Below are 7,597 nucleotides of genomic sequence, written 5' to 3'. Positions count from 1 at the left end.
GGTGGCGTCGGTCTCCCGCACCTCGGCGACGACGTACTTGTGGAACCAGTCGACGATCTCCTGGCTCTCCGGCGTCCACCTGTTCGGGTAGCAGCGCTTGGTGTTCGACTCCGGCGCCGGGGTGGCCTGGAGTCTCGGCACGCCCGACGGCGACGCGCTGGACCGGGACCGGGCCGTCGACCTCGTCGCCCGGATCGTCGCCGCCGTCGACGTCCCGGTCACCGCCGACATCGAGAGCGGCTTCGGCGCCGACCCGGACGACGTGGCCGAGACCGTCCGGCGGGTACTCGCCGCAGGGGCGGTCGGGGTGAACCTGGAGGACGCCTGGCACGGTGGGGCGGCGCCGCTGCGCCCGGTGGCCGGGCAGGCCGACCGGATCAGGGCCGCCCGGCGGGCGGCCGAGGCCGCCGGGGTGCCCCTGTTCGTCAACGCCCGGGTCGACGTGTACCTGCGCGACGTCGGTGATCCGGAGAACCGGCTGGCGGAGACCCTGGACCGGGCGGCGGCCTACCTCGCCGCCGGGGCGGACGGGATCTTCGTGCCGGGGGTACTCGACCCGGCGGTACTGGCCGAACTGGTCGCCGGGATCGACGCCCCGCTCAACGTGCTCGTCGGGCCGGGCGCACCGACCGTCGCCGAACTGGGGGCGCTCGGCGTGGCCCGGGTCAGTGCCGGCTCGACCGTCGCCCTGGCGGCGTACGGGCTGGTCCAGCGGGCCGCCGGGGAACTGCTCCGGTCCGGCTCGTACGACACGCTGCATGACGGGATGGCGTACGGCGAGCTGAACGCGCTGCTCGGGTAACCGGCGGCGGAGTGTTAAGAAGGGCCCCTTCCTATACCGGAAGCGTTAAGAAGGGGCCCTTCCTTACACCTAGACCTCGACGACGGTGGGGACGATCATCGGGCGGCGCCGGTACGCGTCGTTGACCCAGCGGCCGACGGTACGCCGGACGATCTGCTGCAACTGGTGCGGATCGGTAACCCCGTCACCGGCGGCCCGGTTCAGGGCCTCGGTGATCAGCGGGATGACCGGGTTGAACGCGGCCGGGTCCTCGGAGAAGCCCTTGGCCGAGACGGTGGGACCGCCGACCACCTTGCCGGTGACCGAGTCGACGACCACGGTCGCGGCGATGAACCCGCCGTCGCCGAGGATTCGCCGCTCGGTGAGCAGCGACTCGCTGACGTCACCGACGGCGAGCCCGTCGACGTAGACGTACCGGCTGCGGACGTGCCCGACCAGGCTGGCCCGCCCTTCGACCAGGTCGACGACGTCGCCGTCCTCGCAGAGCACCACCCGGTCCGGGGCGACCCCGCTCTCGATGCCGAGCCGGGCGTGCGCCCGCAGGTGCCGCCACTCGCCGTGCACCGGCATGAGGTTGCTCGGCCGGACCACGTTGAGCAGGTAGAGCAGCTCACCGGCGGGGGCGTGGCCGGAGACGTGCACCTTGGCGACGTCCTTGTGCACGACCACCGCACCGGCCCGGGAGAGCCGGTTGATCACCCGGTAGACCGAGGTCTCGTTCCCCGGTACCAGCGAGCTGGCCAGGACCACGGTGTCGCCGGGGGCGATGGTGATGTGCCGGTGGTCGCCGCTGGCCATCCGGCCCAGGGCGCTCATCGGCTCGCCCTGCGAACCGGTGGACATCAGCACGATCCGCTCCGGCGGCAGCGTGGTGGCCTCGTCCAGGCCGACCACCAGGCCGGGCGGGATGTTGAGCAGGCCGAGGTCCCGGGCGATGCCCATGTTGCGGACCATGGAGCGGCCGATCAGCGCGACCTTGCGGCCGTGTTCGGCGGCCGAGTCGAGCACCTGCTGTACGCGGTGCACGTGCGAGGCGAAGGAGGCGACGATGATCCGCCCCTTCGCCTTCGCGAAGATCGAGTCGAGGACCGGACCGATCTCCCGCTCCGGGGTGACGAAGCCGGGGATCTCCGCGTTGGTGGAGTCCGACAGCAGCAGGTCGACGCCCTCTGCGCCGAGCCGGGCGAAGCCGGCCAGGTCGGTGATCCGGCCGTCCAGCGGGAGCTGGTCCATCTTGAAGTCGCCGGTGTGCAGGACCAGGCCGGCCGGGGTACGGATGGCCACCGCCAGGGCGTCCGGGATCGAGTGGTTGACCGCGAAGAACTCGCACTCGAACGGGCCGAGCCGCTCCCGGCCGCCCTCCCGCACGGTCAGCGTGTACGGCTCGATCCGCCGTTCGGCGAGCTTCGCCTCGACCAGGGCGAGGGTGAACTGCGACCCGACGAGCGGAATATCCGGTTTGTGGGCGAGCAGGTACGGCACCGCACCGATGTGGTCCTCGTGCCCGTGGGTCAGCACGATGGCCTGCACGTCGGCGAGCCGGTCCAGGATCGGGGTGAAGTCCGGCAGGATCAGGTCCACGCCGGGCTGCTCGACGTCGGGGAAGAGCACCCCGCAGTCGACGATCAGCAGCTTGCCGTCGTACTCGAAGACGGTCATGTTCCGCCCGATGGCGCCGAGGCCACCGAGCGGGATGATCCGTAGACCTCCCTCGGGCAGGGCGGGGGGCAGCTCGGCGTCGGTGTGGATCTCGCTCATGCCGGCAGCTCCAGACCCGCTGCGGTGAAGTCGGCCCGGAGCTGGGCGAGTTCCGCGTCGGTGGCGTCCACCAGCGGGGAGCGGACCGGACCGGCCGGCATACCGAGCGCGGCGAGACCCGCCTTGACCAGGATCACACCCTGGGTACGGAAGATGCCGTGGAACAGCGGCAGCAGCCGGCGGTGCAGGGCGAGCGCGGTGGCGTTCTCCCCGGCCTCGTACGCGTTGATCATCTGCTTGGTGAGCGCCCCCGTGAAGTGGGTGGAGGTACCGACCACGCCGACCGCGCCGGTGGCCAGCGCCGGCAGGGTCAGCGCGTCCTCGCCGCTGTAGAAGGCCAGGTCGGTACGGCTGGTCACCCAGGACGACGCGATCAGGTCACCCTTGGCGTCCTTGACCGCGACGATCCGCTCGTGCCCGGCGAGCCGGACGAGCGTCTCGGTGTCGATCGGCACCCCCGCGCGGTGCGGGATGTCGTAGAGCATCAACGGCACGCCGACCGCGTCGGCCACCGCGGTGAAGTGCCGGAGCAGCCCGGCCTGGGGCGGCTTGTTGTAGTACGGCGTGACCACCAGCAGCCCGGTGGCGCCGGCCTTCTCCGCCGCGACGGCCAACTCGATGGTGTGTCGGGTGTCGTTGGTGCCGACCCCGGCGACGACCTGGGCCCGGTCACCGACGGCCTCGACCACGGCGCGGATGAGGCGTTCCTTCTCGGAGTCGGTGGTGGTCGGGGACTCGCCGGTGGTGCCGTTCACCACCAGCGCGTCGTTGCCCTGCTCGTCGACCAGGTGACCGGCGAGCCGGGCGGCACCGTCAAGGTCGAGCGAGCCGTCCGGGGTGAACGGGGTGACCATGGCGGTGAGCAGTCGACCGAATGGTCTCGGCGCGCCCGGGTCGGTAGCGGCAGGGTGGTCGTGCGTCATGCTGACAACCTATCGGACCGGTCCACCGGCCCCACCAGGGAAGGGCTCAGGACCTCCGGAGGACAGGGGGTCAGGAGCGCTCCGCGTAGGGGCTGGTCGCGACCTCGGTACCGTCCGGCAGGGTGGAGACGACGAAGTCGGCGAAGACGTTCGGCGCGACCCGCTGCAACTGGCGCAGGCACTCCACCGCCAGCTCGCGGATCTCCACGTCGGCGTGCTCGGTGGCCCGCATGCCGATGAAGTGCCGCCAGGCCCGGTAGTTGCCGGTCACCACGATGCGGGTCTCGGTGGCGTTGGGCAGCACCGCGCGGGCCGCCTGCCGGGCCTGCTTGCGCCGCAGGGTGGGATTCGCCACGTCGGCGAACCGCTCCTCCAGGCCGGCCAGCAGGTCGTTGTACGCCTGGACGCTCGCCTCGGCCGCCGCCACGAACCGCTTGTGCAGCTCCGGGTCCTCGGCGATCACCGCCGGCTCGACCATGGCCGCGTCCGACTCGGGGACGTACCGCTGGGAGAGCTGCGAGTAGGAGAAGTGCCGGTGCCGGATCAGCTCGTGGGTGAACGACCGGGACACCCCGGTGAAGTAGAACGAGACGCTGCCGTGCTCCAGCACCGACAGGTGCCCGACCTCCAGGATGTGCGCCAGGTAGCCGGCGTTGGTGGCGGTGGCCGGGTTCGGCTTGCGCCAGGACTGGTAGCAGGCCCGCCCGGCGAACTCCGCGAGCGCCTGACCACCGTCGGCATCGGTGGACCAGGGGACGTCCTCCGGTGCTTCGAAGTGCGTCCATGCGACGAGCGTGACCTGCGGCGGGACCATTTCCGGCATGCCTGCGACTGTAGTATCCGCCCGGCGGCGCCCGGTACCACCACCCCGACCGGCCCGGCCGACGGTTGTGCTAGACGGCGCGGGCGATGCCCGAAGGTGCCGCACGGTGACCGGACGTGGCGCGCGGCGACTAGACGTAGCGCGCGGTGTGACTAGACGTAGAGCGCGACGAACGGCGCCCAGGGCAGGTTGCGGGCCACCGAGAAGGCCAGCCAGAGGGCGAGGAAACCGCCGAGCACCTTCGGGCTCAGCTCCAGCTGGGGCAACCGCCAGCCGAACGCCTGCCGCCCCGCCCAGGCGACGAAGAGATAGGCCAGGAACGGCAGCGCGAAGACGAACAGGAAGTGGTGCCGCGCCGCGGCCGGCAGGTCACCGTGCAGGGCGTACCACAGGGCACGGGTGCCGCCGCAGCCCGGACAGTCCAGTCCGGTGGTGAGCTTCAGCAGGCAGGAGGGCGCCGCGTCGGGCGCCGACCGGGTCGGGTCACTGACCAGCGCGTACGCCACGCCGGCCGCGACGCAGCCGAGCGCCGCCAGCGGCACCGCCCAGCGCGGGGCGCGGTCGTAGAGCCGGGTGACGAACCGGGTGAACCGGTCCGGCTCGGCCACCTGGTAGGCCGGCGGGTACGGGTACGGCGGGGCGGCCGGGTCGGCGCCGGGGTACGGCGGGACGGGCTGCTCCGGGGCGGCGGAACCGATCCCCGGGCCCGGCTGGGCAGCCGGTCCACCAACACTGGTCATCGCCCACTCCACCTCGTCGACCAACTCCCGCTCACGGTACACCGACGGTGCCGGCCAGCGCGGCGGCCAGCGGGCCGGCGAGGTCCCCGGCGGCCGGTGGGGCGACCGCGTCCAGGCCGAGCCAGCCGGCCAGCCGGTACAGCTCGGCGGCGAGGGCCACCGCGGTCTCCCCCGGGTCGGCGCCCGGCTCGACCCAGGCCGCCGGCACCAGCAGCACCCGGGCCTTCCGGTCGGCCTTCAGGTCGACCCGGGCGGTGAACCGCTCGCCCTGGAGGAAGGGCAGCACGTAGTAGCCGTGCACCCGCTGCGCGGCCGGCACGTAGATCTCGATCCGGTAGCGCAGGCCGAAGAGCCGCTCGGTGCGGCCCCGCTCCCAGATCAGCGGGTCGAACGGGCTGACCAGCGTGTTGCCGCGCACCCGACGGGGCAGTCGGGCGGCGGTGTGCAGGTAGGCCGGCTGCGGCCAGCCGGCCACCGTGACCGGGGTCAGCTCGCCGGCCTCGACCAGCTCCGCGACCGCCGTCCGGGTCACCCCGGCCGGCAGCCGGAAGTAGTCGCGCAGCTCCGGCTCGGCGGCCACCCCGAGCGACCGGGCGGCGAGCGCGACCAGGGCACGGTACGCCTCGGCGTCGGTCGGGGTGGGTGCGTCCCGTACCGCCGCCGGCAGCACCCGCTCGGGCAGGTCGTACCGGCGGGCGAAGGAGCCGGTCCGGTCGGCGGCGGTGACCTCGCCGGCCCAGAAGAGGAACTCCAGCGCCCGCTTCACGGTCGACCAGTTCCACCCCCAGTGTCCGGTCGTCCGGGGCGCGTCGTGCTCGATCTCGGCGGCGGTGACCGGGCCCCGTGCGGCGACCTCGTCCCGCACCCAGGCCACCAGCTCCGGCTGCTCCTCGGCGATCCGCCGCATCCCGCCCCAGGCCGAGGTGCGGGCGGTCGCCATCCGCCAGCGCAGCAGCGGGTGCAGCTCCACCGGGACCAGGGACGCCTCGTGGCCCCAGTACTCGAAGAGACTGCGCGGTCTGCGGTAGGCGGCGGTGTCCAGCAGGCCGGTCGGGTACGGGCCGAGCCGGCTGTAGAGGGGCAGGTAGTGGGCGCGTTGCAGGACGTTGACCGAGTCCATCTGGATCAGGCCGACCCGGTCCAGCACCCGACGCAGGTGACGCCGGGTGGGCGCCCCGGTCGGGGCGGGGTCGGTGAAGCCCTGGGCGGCCAGCGCGATCCGCCGGGCCTGGGCGGGGGAGAGCGATTCGGGTACGGCCATCGCCGGGCACCCTAACCGACCGGTACGACAGCCGGGGCGGTACCGGACCGACCGGTACGACAGCCGGGGCGTTCCCGGTGCGCCGCGCTGGACCGGCGCCCGGCGGAGGACTACAACGATCAGATGGTGGTGATCCGTCCGGAGGAACCGGAGGACGCCGAGGCGGTCGCCTCGGTGCACGTACGCGGCTGGCGCGCCGGGTACGCCGGGATCATGCCGGACGAGGTGCTGACCCGGCTGAACCCGGCGGCCTGGGCGCAGCGCCGCCGGGACGCGGGTACCGCCGATCCGGACCACCCGTTCCGGACCCTGGTCGCGATGGTCGACGGGCAGGTGGCCGGTTTCACCACCTTCGGCCCGTACCGCCGGGACCAGGACCCCGACGACCTCGACCCGGCGCACGGGGAACTGCTCAGCATGTTCGTCGACCCGGGCCGGTGGGGGCAGGGCGTCGGCCGGGAACTGATGCGGGCCACCCGGGCCGGGCTGGCCGGGCAGGGCCGGGCGGAGCTGCGGCTCTGGGTACTCGCCGACAACCGGCGGGCCCGCGCCTTCTATCAGCGGGACGGGTTGACCGCCGACGGGGAACGGATGACGTACCAGGTGCCGCTGGCCGGTGGCCGGACCCCGGTCGGGCTGGTCGAGCTGCGCTACGCGGCCCGGCTCGACGCGGCCTGAACCGGGGCGGTCCCGTCCGGGTCGACCCGGAGGTACCGCCGGACCGGCAGGGCCACCAGCAGGGCCACGCTGATCCAGACGTACAGGTTGCCGCCGAGGAAGCCGTCCAGCCCGGTGAAGTCCTTCTCCCAGAGCCAGACGAACCGGCTGATCAGGAAGGCGTACCCGACGGCGGCGGCGCCCAGCAGCACCCGGCGCCGACGGCTGCCCCCGGGCGCGGCGTACGCGTTGTCGACCAGCAGGATCAGGCCGGGGATCAGCCAGACCAGATGGTGTACCCAGGTGACCGGGCTGACCAGGCACATCACCACCCCGGTCAGGGCCAGTCCGGTGGCCTCGTCGCCAACCGCCACGGCCGCCCGCGACCGGCGTACCCAGACCGCCAGGGTCAGGGCGACCAGCAGCAGCCAGGCCAGGGTGCTCGGGTGGTCCGGGTCGAGCCGGGCCACCACGCCCTGCAACGACTGGTTGGAGATGAAGGCCAACTCCCCCACCCGCCCGGTGTTCCACAGCGCCTGGGTCCAGAACTCCCGGGACGCGTCCGGGGCGACCGCGCCGGCCAGCAGGGTGGCGCCGGTGGCCGTGCCGACGGCGGTCAGGGCGGCCCGCCAC

Annotated in this window: 8 protein-coding genes; 2 read left to right on the top strand and 6 right to left on the bottom strand. The window is 73.2% G+C overall.

Annotated elements, in window-relative coordinates:
- The first annotated feature begins 121 nt into the window (after positions 1–121).
- The gene (locus GSF22_RS27715; protein ID WP_439957813.1) at positions 122–802 is read left to right on the top strand and encodes an isocitrate lyase/PEP mutase family protein; all 681 of its coding nucleotides are present in this window, start codon (positions 122–124) and stop codon (positions 800–802) included.
- A 69-nt stretch (positions 803–871) separates the two neighbouring features.
- Here the strand turns inward: GSF22_RS27715 and GSF22_RS27710 are convergent, their stop codons facing one another.
- The 5 genes from GSF22_RS27710 to GSF22_RS27690 form a co-directional block, all read right to left on the bottom strand.
- Positions 872–2,560 (bottom strand): ribonuclease J, encoded by a 1,689-nt coding sequence (locus tag GSF22_RS27710; RefSeq protein WP_208816680.1) that lies wholly within the window; start codon positions 2,558–2,560, stop codon positions 872–874.
- A complete protein-coding gene (gene dapA / locus GSF22_RS27705) occupies positions 2,557–3,483 on the bottom strand; it encodes a 4-hydroxy-tetrahydrodipicolinate synthase (protein ID WP_208816679.1) in 927 nt (308 codons plus the stop codon). The genes GSF22_RS27710 and dapA overlap by 4 nt, the downstream gene beginning before the upstream one ends.
- A 70-nt stretch (positions 3,484–3,553) precedes the next feature.
- Complete coding sequence (thyX, locus tag GSF22_RS27700; RefSeq protein ID WP_208816683.1) at positions 3,554–4,297, bottom strand: FAD-dependent thymidylate synthase; 744 nt, start codon at positions 4,295–4,297, stop codon at positions 3,554–3,556.
- Positions 4,298–4,458: 161 nt separating this feature from the next.
- Positions 4,459–5,046, bottom strand: a complete 588-nt coding sequence (locus GSF22_RS27695) for a DUF2752 domain-containing protein (protein WP_208816682.1) — start codon at positions 5,044–5,046, stop codon at positions 4,459–4,461.
- Positions 5,047–5,077: 31 nt separating this feature from the next.
- Positions 5,078–6,307: a winged helix-turn-helix domain-containing protein gene (locus tag GSF22_RS27690; protein WP_208816678.1), complete on the bottom strand. Its 1,230-nt coding sequence runs from the start codon at positions 6,305–6,307 to the stop codon at positions 5,078–5,080.
- A 123-nt stretch (positions 6,308–6,430) separates the two neighbouring features.
- On the opposite strand from GSF22_RS27690, the gene GSF22_RS27685 reads away from it, so the two are divergent.
- Positions 6,431–6,985 (top strand): GNAT family N-acetyltransferase, encoded by a 555-nt coding sequence (locus GSF22_RS27685; RefSeq protein ID WP_208816677.1) that lies wholly within the window; start codon positions 6,431–6,433, stop codon positions 6,983–6,985.
- Here GSF22_RS27685 and GSF22_RS27680 read toward each other — a convergent pair.
- On the bottom strand, positions 6,958–7,597 hold a 640-nt coding region (locus GSF22_RS27680; protein WP_208816676.1), incomplete at its 5' end, for a glycosyltransferase 87 family protein. The two genes, GSF22_RS27685 and GSF22_RS27680, sit on opposite strands and share 28 nt — an antisense overlap.

Source organism: Micromonospora echinofusca, assembly GCF_017614955.1.
Taxonomy (GTDB): domain Bacteria; phylum Actinomycetota; class Actinomycetes; order Mycobacteriales; family Micromonosporaceae; genus Micromonospora; species Micromonospora echinofusca_A.
Note: the sequence above shows the minus strand (reverse complement) of the source record. Positions and strands in the feature narration are given on the sequence as shown.